The organism is Marinobacter mobilis (assembly GCF_900106945.1).
GTDB lineage: Bacteria > Pseudomonadota > Gammaproteobacteria > Pseudomonadales > Oleiphilaceae > Marinobacter > Marinobacter mobilis.
Genome location: NZ_FNNE01000006.1, coordinates 267,173 through 280,038, shown reverse-complemented (window position 1 = coordinate 280,038; position 12,866 = coordinate 267,173). Strand labels below are relative to the sequence as shown.

At 58.5% G+C, this 12,866-nt stretch carries 11 protein-coding genes and 1 tRNA gene; 6 read left to right on the top strand and 6 right to left on the bottom strand.

What is annotated here, in order from left to right; genetic code table 11:
* Positions 1-8: 8 nt before the first annotated feature.
* Complete coding sequence (locus tag BLV11_RS11415; protein WP_091813965.1) at positions 9-755, bottom strand: DUF599 domain-containing protein; 747 nt, start codon at positions 753-755, stop codon at positions 9-11.
* Between the two features lie 192 nt (positions 756-947).
* Here BLV11_RS11415 and BLV11_RS11410 point away from each other — a divergent pair, with 192 nt between their 5' ends.
* Positions 948-2,228: a M48 family metalloprotease gene (locus BLV11_RS11410; protein WP_245726004.1), complete on the top strand. Its 1,281-nt coding sequence runs from the start codon at positions 948-950 to the stop codon at positions 2,226-2,228.
* 15 nt (positions 2,229-2,243) lie between these two features.
* Here the strand turns inward: BLV11_RS11410 and BLV11_RS11405 are convergent, their stop codons facing one another.
* Complete coding sequence (locus BLV11_RS11405) at positions 2,244-3,191, bottom strand: alpha/beta fold hydrolase (RefSeq protein WP_245726003.1); 948 nt, start codon at positions 3,189-3,191, stop codon at positions 2,244-2,246.
* A gap of 206 nt (positions 3,192-3,397) precedes the next feature.
* On the opposite strand from BLV11_RS11405, the gene BLV11_RS11400 reads away from it, so the two are divergent.
* The 3 genes from BLV11_RS11400 (at position 3,398) to BLV11_RS11390 (ending at position 6,180) form a co-directional block, all read left to right on the top strand.
* Positions 3,398-3,943, top strand: a complete 546-nt coding sequence (locus tag BLV11_RS11400; RefSeq protein WP_091813958.1) for a hypothetical protein — start codon at positions 3,398-3,400, stop codon at positions 3,941-3,943.
* Positions 3,943-5,130 (top strand): iron-containing alcohol dehydrogenase, encoded by a 1,188-nt coding sequence (locus BLV11_RS11395; RefSeq protein WP_091813955.1) that lies wholly within the window; start codon positions 3,943-3,945, stop codon positions 5,128-5,130. Before BLV11_RS11400 ends, BLV11_RS11395 begins: the two co-directional genes overlap by 1 nt.
* 267 nt (positions 5,131-5,397) lie before the next feature.
* Positions 5,398-6,180: a substrate-binding periplasmic protein gene (locus tag BLV11_RS11390; protein ID WP_091813951.1), complete on the top strand. Its 783-nt coding sequence runs from the start codon at positions 5,398-5,400 to the stop codon at positions 6,178-6,180.
* A gap of 45 nt (positions 6,181-6,225) precedes the next feature.
* Here the strand turns inward: BLV11_RS11390 and BLV11_RS11385 are convergent, their stop codons facing one another.
* Both BLV11_RS11385 and BLV11_RS11380 read right to left on the bottom strand, forming a co-directional pair.
* A complete protein-coding gene (locus tag BLV11_RS11385) occupies positions 6,226-8,712 on the bottom strand; it encodes an ABC transporter permease (RefSeq protein ID WP_091813947.1) in 2,487 nt (828 codons plus the stop codon).
* On the bottom strand, positions 8,712-9,443 hold the full coding sequence (locus tag BLV11_RS11380; protein WP_245726002.1) for an ABC transporter ATP-binding protein: 732 nt from the start codon (positions 9,441-9,443) through the stop codon (positions 8,712-8,714). The genes BLV11_RS11385 and BLV11_RS11380 overlap by 1 nt, the downstream gene beginning before the upstream one ends.
* 50 nt (positions 9,444-9,493) lie before the next feature.
* On the opposite strand from BLV11_RS11380, the gene BLV11_RS11375 reads away from it, so the two are divergent.
* Positions 9,494-10,132 (top strand): arylesterase, encoded by a 639-nt coding sequence (locus tag BLV11_RS11375; RefSeq protein ID WP_091813944.1) that lies wholly within the window; start codon positions 9,494-9,496, stop codon positions 10,130-10,132.
* Positions 10,133-10,181: 49 nt separating this feature from the next.
* On the opposite strand, the gene BLV11_RS11370 is transcribed toward BLV11_RS11375, so the two are convergent.
* Positions 10,182-11,183 carry a YheT family hydrolase gene (locus tag BLV11_RS11370; RefSeq protein ID WP_091813941.1) on the bottom strand — a complete coding sequence of 334 codons (1,002 nt, stop codon included), beginning with the start codon at positions 11,181-11,183 and terminating at the stop codon, positions 10,182-10,184.
* Between the two features lie 144 nt (positions 11,184-11,327).
* Between BLV11_RS11370 and BLV11_RS11365 the strand changes: the two genes are divergently transcribed.
* Positions 11,328-11,403: transfer RNA gene (locus tag BLV11_RS11365), tRNA-Asn, on the top strand.
* Between the two features lie 52 nt (positions 11,404-11,455).
* On the opposite strand, the gene BLV11_RS11360 is transcribed toward BLV11_RS11365, so the two are convergent.
* Positions 11,456-12,751: a M18 family aminopeptidase gene (locus BLV11_RS11360; RefSeq protein ID WP_091813938.1), complete on the bottom strand. Its 1,296-nt coding sequence runs from the start codon at positions 12,749-12,751 to the stop codon at positions 11,456-11,458.
* Positions 12,752-12,866 lie beyond the last annotated feature (115 nt).

The following is a 12,866-nucleotide window of genomic DNA, read 5'->3' as shown; positions in this document are numbered from 1 at the left end:
GTCTGCCCTCACTTCAGATTTGCTGTCAGTTTGTCGGTTTTACCGGCCCGACTGCCCGGGTCCTCAAAGACCTTGCCCTGGCGCAGGGCGGTCAGGGCACTGGAGCGGAATTCCCGTCGGTACAGGACCAGCACCACCCAGGTGGACGCCACAATGAAGGCCAGAGGATGGATGAACCAGGCCACTACGGCCAACGCATAGTAGTAGGAACGCAACCCCAGGTTGAAGGCGTCTCCTGCCATGTTGCAGACCCCGGCCGCATTGCAGGCAAAGGCCTCCCGCGCCGCCGGACTGGTTTGTTTGTCATCAGGTAACGGGGCACTGCCGATCATGACAGCGACGAAGTTATACAGCCGCATCGACCAGGTGAACTTGAAGAAGGCATAGATAAACACCACCAGCAGCACCACCATCCGCAACTCCCAGATTTCGCGGCTGGGCAGGTTATTGAACGGCAGGGTGCTGAGCACTTCCATCACTTCCTGGGTATAGCCCAGCGCGGTGATGATACCGGCCAGAATCAGCAGGCAACTGGAGGCAAAGAAGGCCCCGTTTCGTTCAAGGTTGCCAACAACGGAGGCATCGGAAATCCGGTTACCGCGCTGCAGCATGACCCGCATCCAGTCTTCCCGGTATAGATCGAGGGTATTGGAAAGGCAGGGCCGGTCTTTTGCCCGTCGACGGGAATATTCGCTGTAGCCCAGCCAACATATAAGAAACCAGAGCAGAGCAAGCAGCTCGAGATAGTCGGACATCAATACCTTTCCGGGAATGTGGGAAGAAACCTTTAGCGGCGGCGCGCATCATATCTTAAAGGGGCAAGCCCCTCCACCGGCGGGCCCGGGGTTCATACGCACCTCCCGCCAGTGTGGTATAACACCTTCATTTCACCTTAGATGCAGGTGATCCACATTACCACTCAGGAAGAACACGTAAGGGAGACGGGTGTGACAAACCGCAATATTCGCCACTGGCTGGCCATCGCTCTGACCGCGACCCTCAGCACCGGGTGTGCCGTGAACCCGGTCACCGGAGAAAGCGAACTGTCGCTGATACCACAGAGCCAGGAACTGGCCATGGGCGCCGAACAATACATTCCCACGCAACAGACTCAGGGTGGCCAGTTCTACCTTGACCCGGAACTGACCTTTTACGTACGGGAAGTCGGTAACAAACTGGCTGCGGTCAGTGACCGCCCTGACCTCCCCTACGAGTTTGTGGTGCTCAACAGCAGCGTGCCCAATGCCTGGGCGCTGCCCGGTGGCAAGATCGCGATCAACCGGGGGCTGTTGACCCAACTCGACGACGAAGCCCAGCTGGCGTCGGTCATCGGCCATGAAATTGTCCACGCCGCTGCCCGCCACAGTGTGCAGCGCATGCAGACCGGCATGATCCTCAATGCCGGTATGGCAGGTCTGGGTATGGCGATGGGAGACAGTGGGCTGGCCAACGTGGTGATGGGCAGTGCCAACATAGGCTCCCAGCTTGCGCTGGCGCAATACGGCCAGGGCGATGAACTGGAATCGGACTACTATGGCATCCACTACATGGTCAAAGCCGGTTACGACCCGATGGCTGCCGTTGAGCTGCAGCAGCTGTTTGTTGACATGTCCCAGGGCCAGTCTGCCGACTACCTCTCCAGCTTGTTTGCGACCCACCCGCCTTCCCAGAAACGCGTCGACCGCAACCTTGCCCTGACCCGGGAACTGGGGGTTGGCGGCTATCGGGGTCGTGACGAATACCAACGCCGCATGGCGTTCCTCAAAACCCGCCAACCGGCGTATGACGCTTACGACGAGGCCGTGTCCCTGATCCGCCAGGAAGACTTTGAAGGCGCTCTGAACAAAGTTGCTTCAGCTATTCGGATCGAGCCGGATGAAGCCATGTTCCATGCACTTCGCGGCCAGCTTCTGGAACACCGCGGAGACGTCACGGCAGCTGCCGGCGCCTATGACAAGGCTGTTTCCCTCTACCCGGAGATGTTCAGCTACCGCCTGCGCCGGGGACTCAATGCCTTCGCCAGAAACCGGTATCAGCAAGCCCGTGAAGACATCACCGAAGCCAACCGGGTGGTACCCACGGCCATTGGGTTCCTGCGACTGGGGGATATTGCGGTTGCGGAAAACCGCCGTGACGAAGCGGTTCGTTACTATCAGACTGCAGCCGAAGCGGGTGGTGAGGTTGGCGAGGAAGCCCGCCGCAAACTGGCAAAACTGGCGCAGGGATAACCTGCGCCAGCCGGGTCAGGAAAGCAGTGACCCGATAACCCGATCAGCCGTGGCTTCCGGGTGTTCCAGCATGAAGCAGTGCCCCCCCGGAACCACTTCCGTGGTGATCTGATCCGCCAGCCGCTGCCAGCGCTTTGCCGATTCGCCCACAAAGGGATAGGTCTGGCTGCCGTAAATCAGGTGTACCGGCGTGGTGACCTTCCGCAACGAGGGCCACAAGCGCTTGGGATAGGATCCGAATATCTCGGCTTCACGTTCCGGCGGACACTTCAGTCTGACCCCGCCCTGCTGATGCGCCTGCAGACCATGGTCCAGATAACTGCGCAGGCTGCGTTCATCCCAACCACGGAAAATTCCCCGTTCGTGGAAATTGGCGTGAGCCGCGTTCAGATCAGGCCAATGAGAGCGGCGCTTTCTGGCCCGGGTCGCCATCCGATTACGACGCCACAGACCCACCGTGTTGCTGGCCGCCATCAACCGCAGCATGTTGGGTGAAAACAGCACCGGATCCAACAGCACGGCCCGCTCAAACAAGGTCGGCGAACGCGCCATGACCAGTGCCGTCATCACGCCGCCAAAACTGTGCCCAAGTCCCAGAACCGGCAATGGCCGGCTGTTCTCCCCAGGGTATTTCTCCCGGTACGTATCCTGATAGTACGGCAAGAACGACGCCAGCACTTCTTCGCAAAGGGCCGCTGTGCCGTTCCAGCCCTGAAACCGGCCACCGTGATCGCTCTCACCGTGCCCCTGAATATCACTGATGAACAGGTCCGCGTGCTCCAGCAGGGGCGCCAGCATGTGCTCATACACCAGTCCGGCATAGCCGTTACCATGAATGAAATGGATCAGAGGGCGCCCGCTGGGAACACTGCGTAATCCCCGCACAGTAAAGCCCGCCGAGGTGCGATATGACCAGGGTTGAAGCCGGTGTTTCAGAGAATGGATATGGGTGGTACCTGTCACAGACTGTCCTCTAACACGGATGTCGAATGTCGTTATCCTCGCCCAAACGATAAAACCAGACAATTGCCATTCCTAATGATTCGCTTCAGGCCGCACTGCCCGCGGGGCTGACCCAGCTGACACACCACCACCGTCAATCCCTTCATTGACATCTAGAGCAATAACTCTAAAAATCAGGTTAACCCAACAACAAATGGACGAATTCAATGCTAGCCAGACGAATGCAGCCCATGGCGTTGCATGCCCGCCGCCTGTATGTGCAGCTCATGTTTCAGGTTATGGGTAACGCCTTGCAGGCGATCAGCGAGGTAGATGCAGAAGCGCAGCAAGAAGCCAGCGCCCTGCCCGTGGGCTTCCTCTTCGAGATGATGGTGATGCCTAACGGCCCCAACCTCATCGTTGAACATCTCGGGGACGGTCGCTTCCGCTATCACGGCAGCTCCGCGCCGCGGAAAGTGAACCTCTCTATCAAGTTCAAGCACATCGCCCATGCATTCCTGGTGCTTTCGTTTCAGGAAAAAACATCGGTGGCGTTTGCCAACGACCGAATGATTGTGGACGGAGAGATCAGCTACGCCATTCGCATGACCCGCGTCCTGAACCGGCTTGAGGCCTTCATTCTTCCGCGCCTTGTGGCACAGCGGGCGGTGAAGGAATACCCAAGTAACCTGCACCTGCCGGAAAAGATCCTCAGTGCTTCCAGAATCTACCTGAAAGTTGCATCCCAATTCGTTGAGACGGCGAGAGCATAATGACCAATAAATACTATGAATTTTTCTGTCCGGTAAAAGTCGTTGCCGGCAAGGCTGCCCTGGAACATATCCCCTTCGAGTTGAACGGCCTCGGAGCCCAGCGGCCGATGATCATCACCGACAAGGGTGTACGTGCTGCCGGGCTTCTGGAGCCAGTGATCACGGCCTGCGAGGAGAGCGAACTCGAAATCGTCAGCATCTACGATGATGTTCCGCCGGATTCATCAATCGCAGTGGTACGTGACATTGCGGGCATTTACCGGGCAGAAAAATGTGACTCTATCATCGCCGTTGGCGGTGGTTCCGCCATCGATACCGCGAAAGCGGTGAACATTCTGGTGTCCGAGGGAGGCGATGATATCGCCGCGTACTCCGGCGCCGGCATCATCAAGCATCCGTTGAAGCCGTTCTTCGTGGTCCCAACGACAGCCGGCACCGGCTCTGAGGTTACTGCCGTGGCGGTCATTTCCGATACGGAAAAATCGGTGAAGCTACCGTTCACCTCATCTTTCCTGCTGCCCAATGCTGCCATCATTGATCCGCGGATGACCCTGACGCTGCCACCTCATATCACCGCAGCAACGGCGATGGACGCCCTCACCCATGCCACCGAAGCATTCACCTGCATCGGCAAGAACCCCCTGAGCGACGCCTACGCCACCAGCGCGGTGAAGAAAATCAGCGAAAACCTTCTGAGCGTCATGGACAACCCCAAGGATGCCGATGGCCGCCTGGAACTGGCTCAGGCCTCCACCATGGCAGGCATCGCATTCTCCAATTCCATGGTCGGACTCGTGCACGCCCTGGGCCACGCCACTGGTGCCATCTGTCACCTGCCACACGGCCTGTGCATGAGCCTGTACCTGCCTTACGTTCTTGAATACAACCTGGAGAGCATTCGCGAGCCTCTGGGCGACCTGCTGCTGTACCTGGACGGTCCGGAAGCATACGCAGCCACCCCGGCCAATCGTCGTGCCGAAGCGGCCATCGCAGCCATTCGCCGCATGCGTGATGCTCTCTACAAGAAGTGCAAGCTGCCGCGCACCCTGAAGGAAACCGGACAGGTGGAAGAATCCCAGCTTGAGGCTATCGCCGCCCTGGCGCTGGATGATGGCGCCATCATGTTCAATCCCCGCGAAGCCCGCCTTGAGGATGCCAAAGCCATCCTGAAAAAAGCCTGGGCCTGATCCCCGCGTACACTGGCATGGGCCTTACCCATGCCAGTGCTTCTCTTGCCTTTCCCGCCCTGACACCCCTTTCCTCGCTGACTGACACGCCTCAGCGAATTGAAAAACATTGAAAAATTGGTATATATTGCGCGAATATCGCACGGATGCCCCCAGTTTTGTCATGTACCGTACCGGTGGCCACTCGAGCTCAGGATGAAATCCGGCTGTCGCCAATAGACTGAAGGAGCACGAACCCGCTCCTTGATACTCAGGGTTATCGCATCTATGCCAACCTCAATGCTGCGCAAGCTGGCAGCGTGCCTGCTTCTTGCCGGAGTACTGCTTTCACCAACGCTGGCCTTTGCTAACAGCGGAGAAGACAAGGCGGCCAGTCGTTCACTGCGACTGAATGTCTCCCCGAACGGCTATCCCCCCTACCTCATTGTCGAAGACGGCCGGATTTCCGGTATCGTTTGGGATGTGGTGAGCCATATTTCGGAGCAACTTCGGGTCGAACTCGAGCCTATTCAGATCCCCAGAAAGCGGGTCGATCAGATGATCCAGTCCGGCTACATCGACGCGACCTCGCGTGCTATCGAGTGGACCGACCAGCCCGAGAAGTTCCTGTTCACCGACGCCATTGTTCCGGTCGAAGAGGTATTTTTCTATCTGGCAACCAGTCCACTGGAGTTTCAATCCATCAGCGACCTCGAGTCCAAGACATTCCTCACCCACCTCGGCTACCACTATCCCTACCTGCAAGACCTGTTTGACCAGGGCCTGGCGGATCGCTTTGATGTCTCTGTCGATCTGGATCTGTTCCGCTATCTTCGCGACAGCCAGCGTTTTGACGCCGCCATCGCCGACCGACTGGTTGGCCAGTGGCTTATCCGCAATAACCCCCAGCTCAGCGACAATTTCGAATCATCAGAACATTCGGTGAGCAACTTCGGGCTCCGCCTGATGGTCCGTAAGGACATGGAAGCCTTTGTCCGCCGCTTTAATTCTGCGCTGGCCGAGTTAAAGGCCTCTGACGAATTCGACCGTATTCTGGCCCGTTACCGCTGAGGAATAACGGGCCCACCCAGCTCTATAGGCGACGCTTCTGTCGGCTCACTCCAGACGACGCAGCAGCAACATCGGCGACACCGACAGCACCGGCGCCAGTTGCCAGCGACCAAACAGCGCCAGCAACAGTGCACTCATCAGTGGCACCGGCAACACCACCAGCCAGTGCCACCTAAACCCACCGTCGAACAGCTTTTGCTGCAGCGCCCAGACGGCGCATTCGGCGGCCGCCACACCCAAGACGCCGGCAATCAACCCCAGCACAGCGAATTCCAGCATGGTGCTCCGTACCAGCAGGCTCTGCTCGCCGCCGAGAGTGCGCAACAGCGCCCCTTCCCGCTGACGGTCGCGAAGCGTAGCACTGACCACCGCGGCCATCACCACTAATGCCGCCGCCAGAATCAGCGCCAAGATCGCTTCTATGGCCTGGGTCACCTGGCGGACAATGTCGCGGATACGTTCGATGATGTGATCAACCTCAAGCACCGACACGGTGGGAAAGCGGGCGGCAAACTCGTTCAGGTGATTCTTGTCCGCTGCCGGCAGGTAAAAACTGGTGATCCAGGTGGCCGGCATGGCTCGAAGGGCACTGGCCGGGGGAAACGCCATGTAGAAATTGGGCTTCATGCTGTCCCACTGCACCGTCCGAATACTGGTCACCGTTTCCGTCAGTGTCTCTGAACCTACCGTGAAACCAAGCCGGTCACCCAGTTTCAGGCCCAGCTTTTCTGCCAGCTCGGCCTCCACTGAAACACCGGCTGCGCCGTTGGCCTCAAACCAGCGGCCGGCGACCAGACGGTTGTCTTCAGGCATGTCACCCATCCAGGTCAGGTTCAGTTCCCGGTTGAGTGCGTTGATACGGGCATCCTTGCTTACCGCCTCCCGGACCGGCTGTCCATTGAGTTCGGTCAGTCGACCACGAACCATAGGGTACAGCGATTCAAGCGGGTACCCGCGCTGCTGCCAGAAATCAGCAACGGCCGTCACATCGGTCGGCGCAATGTTGATCAGAAAGTGGTTGGGCGCATCGACCGGCAACTGCCCCTGCCAGTCATCCAGCAGGGAACTGCGTACCAGCACCAGCGTCGTCGCCAGCATGATGGTCATGGCAAAGACCGAAATCTGTGACAGGGTACTGTGCCGGTGCCGGTACAATGCCACCAGCGCCAGCCGCCAGGCGCTGGCACCCCCGGCGACCTTGCGCAGCGCGGCGATCAGTAACCAGGCCACCACCGCCAGAACCGACAACAGCAGCAAAGCGCCCGCCAACAACCCCAGCACCATCATGGGCTCGCCGGCGTAAAACCACACCAGGCCAAACACCGCCAACCCTGCAATCACGATATCCCCGCTGGCACGCCAGCTTGACTCACCCGGATCGCTTCGCAGCACCCTCATCGCAGCAACACGTCTCAGCCGCCGGATTGGCGGATAGGCAAACCCCAAAAGCGCCACCAGAGCGGTCAGTAAAGCCGGTAACAAGGCATGGGCATCCAGTACGTAATCCACAGGCCGTTCCAACAGGGACGCCAGCAAATAGGACAGTAACCAGACCAATGGCAGTGCAATCGCCAAGCCGGCGAGACAACCAACCACGCCCCAGGCCAGCAACTTGCGCAAGTACATGGAAGCAATACCGGAACCGGTGACCCCCAGAGTCTTCAGCAGTGCGACGGTATCCCGCTGGCCAAGCGCATATTCCCGACTGGCGACAGCAACGGCGACCGCCGCCAGCAGCACAGCCAGGCTGCCCCCCAGATTGAGAAAGCGCTCTGCCCGTTCCAGGGAACGCGAAAGTGCCTGTCCGTCCTTGACGCTTTTCCACTCATGGCTGGGCTGTAACTGCGGCTCAAGCCAACGATAGTAATCATCAAGGGCCGGCTCCGGCCCGGCAAACAGGCCCACGAATTCGACCCGACTGCCTTCGCGGACCACACCAGTGGCTGGTACATCGTCCGCATGCATCATGATTCGGGGAGCCAACGAAGACATGCCGAAGCCTCCGTCAGGTTCGCGGATCAGCAATCCGGTGACGGTGAGCGTGAGATCACCCACGTCCACATTATCCCCAATATCCAGGGCCAACAGACGTAATAACCTTGGGTTCAGCCACACCTCACCCGGCCCCGGCCCATGACTGAGCTGGGCGCGGGCCTGATCCGGGTGCGGCTGGAATTCCACCGTGCCCCGTAATGGATAGTCCTCGTCTACGGCTTTTACCGACACCAGCTGGAACCGTTCGTTGCTGAATACCATGGTGGAAAACTCCACCATCCTGGCGGTCTCCAGCTGACGAGCCTCCGCTTCCTGCCACCAGGCCTCTGGAATAGGCCGCCCATTCTCGGCCTCCAGCTGACGATCAGCCGCCAGGAACGCACTTGCCGAGGTTACCAGGGTGCGCTGCAGTAAGCTGGCAAACAGACCGATGGTGGCGACAGTGGCGACGGCAACGACAAGGGCCAGGATCAGGACCCTCACGTCCCGTTCACGGATATCACGGGAGACCGGAAGCATCTTGCCAGCAGTGACCATCAGGTCTGGCCCTCCATTTCCGCGACCACGCCGGCCTCAATGGAAAGGCGGCGTTGACAGCGTCTGGCCAGCTGTTCATCGTGGGTGACCATGACCAGCGTCGTCCCCTGCTCCCGGTTTAGCGCCATCAACAGATCCGATACCGTTTCACCGGTTTTGTTGTCGAGATTGCCAGTCGGTTCATCAGCAAACAGGACCGAGGGATTGCAGGCAAACGCTCGGGCAATCGCGACCCGCTGCTGCTCGCCTCCCGAGAGTTGCCTCGGAGTGTGACTTAGCCGCTCGCCCAGCCCCACTCGTTCAAGCAATTCCTGCGCCTTGGCATCCGCACCTTTGTGGCCGGCCAGCTCCAGTGGCAACATGACATTTTCCAAGGCGGTTAACGCTGGCAGTAACTGAAACGACTGGAAAACGAACCCCACCCGTTGGGCGCGAAGCCGCGCACGCTGGTCTTCGTCAAGCTCACTTATCACCTGACTATCCAGAGTGATGCGCCCCTCTGAAGGCGTATCCAGCCCCGCGAGCAAGCCCAGCAATGTGGTTTTTCCGGACCCGGAACGACCGACAATCGCCACCGACTCTGCGGTCCGAATTTGCACATTCACGTCTTTAAGAATGGTGAGTTCACTGCCGTCGAGCCCAACCCTGTGGGTCAGGCCGCTCGCTTCCAGAATTACGGAAGCCACCGCTTGCCGGGATGCCACAACGTCATCGGGCTGGTAATCTGTCACAAATACTCCTGACACCGGAATTCGTTCCGGAATAATTGAAAGACTCAGTTATGAAGCTACTGCATGATCAATTACGAATACTTTTCCTTGTCGCCGCAACGCTGATTTCCGGGCTTTCCCCGGCCCAGGCCAGCCAGAACACGGTACTTATTCTTGGCGACAGCCTGAGTGCCGCCTATGGCGTACAGACCGAACAGGCCTGGGTTGCACTGCTCAGACAACGGCTGGCACAACAGGGCCTGGCGCAATGGCAGGTGGTCAACGCCAGCATCAGCGGCGAAACCACAGACGGCGGACTTCGCCGCCTGCCCGACCTGCTCTCCAGACACACACCAGACGTCGTCGTTATTGAACTCGGAGGTAACGACGGGCTTCGGGGCTTTCCCCCACCGGTCATCGAACAGAATCTTGATCGCCTGATCAGCCTGTCGCTGGAAGCGGGCGCCCGTCCCCTGCTGATCGGCATTCAGATCCCCCCCAACTACGGTCCGCGTTACACCGCCTTGTTCGCAGACATCTACTCAAACCTTGCTGACCGCCATGACATTGCTTTGGTTCCCTTTTTTCTCAAAGGAATCTATGACCAGGCGGGCATGATGCAAGGGGATGGCATTCATCCCACCACCGAAGCCCAGGGGACGCTGCTGGACAATGTCTGGCCACAACTGGAGGCACTACTGGTCCACTGACGGCGGCAAACAAGCGACCAAAGACCTGCAAGCCGGTGCGCCGTTACCGCTACAGCGTATCCAGAAACGCAACGGCGCGGCGCTCCGACCAGTAATAACCATCACGGGCATGCTCCACAAACCCGACATGCCCGCCCCAGCGCGGCGCCTCCAGGGTGACGCAGTCCCCGAGTAACGCCTTGCTTTCCGGATAACATTGCTCTGACAGGAACGGGTCATCCAGGGCATTGACCATCAGTGCCGGCACCCGGATATCTTTCAGCCGGTGCAAACAGGAACTTTTTGCCCAGTAATCCTCAGCATCGCGAAAGCCATGAAGCGGTGCGGTATAGCGGTCATCGAACTCACGGAACGAACGGATGTCGGCAAAGCCATCCACATCAATGAGACTCGGAAACAGTCGCGACTTCTGCTCCATTTTTTTGTACAGGTCGTTCAGAAAACGCTGCATGTAGATCTTGCGCGTTGGCCTGGCCAGAACCTCGGCACTTCCCGCCAGATCGCACGGGACCGAAAAGGTGACGGCACCGCGGATTCTGGGATCCACGCCAGCGCCCTGCTGCCCCAGGTACAACATGGTCAGGTTACCGCCCATACTGAATCCCGACAGCACCACGTCCCGATATTCCTGCCTGAGCACGAGGTTCACCACATGGGCCAGATCCTCGGTAGCGCCGCTGTGATAAAAGCGGGGCTGGCGATTCATCTCGCCACCACAGGAGCGGAAGTTCCAGGCCATCACGTCCCACCCGGCACTGAGCAGTGCCCGGGTCAGACCCAGTACGTAGGGCCTGCGACTGTGGCCCTCGAGCCCATGGGACAAAACCGCAATCCTGGGGTGCCCCTGCCGGTACCAGTCAAGGTGCAATTCGTCGTTGTCGGGCGTCGTCACAACTTCCCGATCCGGTTCGCCCAGGCTCACCTTGCGAAACAGCGTGGGCCACACCGACTGCAGATGGCCACTGCGTAACCAGCCCGGCGGCCGGTAACTCTCAACGCCCTGCACGCCCCCGGTGGAGAGTGGATGGGGATCAGATGCAAACTCAATCATGTTGCCAAATCCTGCCTTACACCTTAAAAATCCGGCCAGAACTGCACATTTTCCAGCCAATTGGAAATAAATTAGATTCTTATAAATTCAAAGGGTTGACCTTCGGAATTTAAGCCCTTAAGATGCGCGCCGTATCGATGCTGTTCCCCGATAGCTCAGTTGGTAGAGCAACGGACTGTTAATCCGTTTGTCCCTGGTTCGAGCCCAGGTCGGGGAGCCACTTATTCCGAAAAGCCGCTGTCCATCAGCGGCTTTTTTTATGCCTGAAAGCCTCAGTTGACTGAGGCTTGCTGCATGAACGCCTTCATTACCTGATACAGAATAAAGCTGTCCCGGGTTCCCGCCAACTCGCGAATTGAATGCATGCCCCACTGGGGAACGCCAATATCCAGCGTGGTTACCCCCAGAACCCCGGCCGTAATCGGCCCGATGGTGCTGCCACATCCCATGTCACTGCGGACCACAAAGGTCTGATGCGGCAAGCCGAGTTCATCACTGAGATAACGGTAAAGCGCTGCGGAACGGCTATTGGTAGCGTAGCGCTGGTTGTGGTTGACCTTGATGACGGGCCCCTGATTGATAATCGGACCGTGATTTTCATCATGGCGGTCCATATAGTTGGGATGGATACCGTGGGCGTTATCCGCAGAAATCATCATTGAGCGGGTAATCGCTCGCGCACGGTTTTCCAATCCGCACCAGCGGTCCAATACCGAACTGAGGAAGGGGCCCTGAGCACCTTCAGCACTGAGGCTGCCCACTTCTTCGTGGTCGTTACAAACAAACAGGGCCGGTTCAGCACCGTCATTATCAATTAACGCCCGCAAGCCCACGAAGCAGCTCAACAGGTTATCAAGCCGGGCGGAGGCCAGAAATTCTTCATTCAAACCAACGAAGGCCGGTGGCTGGGCATCGTAGAAACTGAGTTCATAGCCAAGAACCCGGGCTATACCGGCATCCGGGTGTTCCTTATGAATCTGTTGCAGCAGCAGCTCATTGAAGCTGGTGTCATCCCCTTCCGGCACCTGCATCAAGACCGGCGGCAGGTCGGTCTGGGCGTTGACGGTTCGGCTGTTGTTGGCCTCACGGTCAAGGTGAATCGCCAGGCTCGGAATAAATCCGATCGCCTTGCGGAAGTCGATCAGCAAATCCTGCACATCGCCATTGTCGTCGATGGCGGTCACGCGCCCTGCCAGCGACAGGTCCCGATCAAACCAGGGGTTCAGCAGCACACCGCCATAGACCTCAACACCGACCTGAAAGTAGCCCTTGCGACGCAGCTCCGGGTTCGGCTTCACTTTCAGGCAGGGGCTGTCGGAATGGGCGCCAACCATACGAATACCCCGTTCAACCGGGTTTTCCTTGCCTGTCCGGAATGCCACCAGCGAGGAGCCGTTGCGGACAACGTAGTAGCCCCGCCCGGATTCCAGCTGCCACACGTCCCGTTCATCGAGTGGCTGAAAGCCTGCGTCGTCCAGCATCCGTGTCATTTGCGCAACGGCATGCCAGGGTGTCGGTGATTTGAGAAGGAAGAAAAGAAGGTTACGGTTAAAATCAACGTGTGCCATGGTGGTCCTAATCAGACTAAAAAACAGTGTAACAGTATGGCATGATGCCACGTTTACCGAGAATGGCTAAGCGGTCTGATCCGGAAAGCCCACCGCAGCCGTACGCGCCCAGTCA